Consider the following 232-nt stretch of genomic DNA (forward strand, 5'->3'; position numbering starts at 1 on the left):
TTAGCTCAGTTGGTAGAGCAACTGACTTGTAATCAGTAGGTCATCCGTTCAACTCGGATAGTCGGCACCATTTATTTTGCCCAGATAGCTCAGTCGGTAGAGCAATCGGGAATTGCATTGAAAATCCTTGTTGATATTCTGCATAAAACTAAATTTTGCCCAGATAGCTCAGTCGGTAGAGCAGAGGATTGAAAATCCTCGTGTCGGTGGTTCGATTCCGCCTCTGGGCACC

Annotated in this window: 1 tRNA gene; it reads left to right on the plus strand. The window is 45.7% G+C overall.

Annotated elements, in window-relative coordinates:
• The first annotated feature begins 157 nt into the window (after positions 1–157).
• Positions 158–230 (plus strand) — tRNA-Phe (locus tag HUS61_RS21455).
• Positions 231–232: the final 2 nt, after the last annotated feature.

The sequence above is a fragment of the Pseudoalteromonas sp. 0802 genome (genome assembly GCF_013350085.1).
In the GTDB taxonomy this organism is placed as follows: domain Bacteria; phylum Pseudomonadota; class Gammaproteobacteria; order Enterobacterales; family Alteromonadaceae; genus Pseudoalteromonas.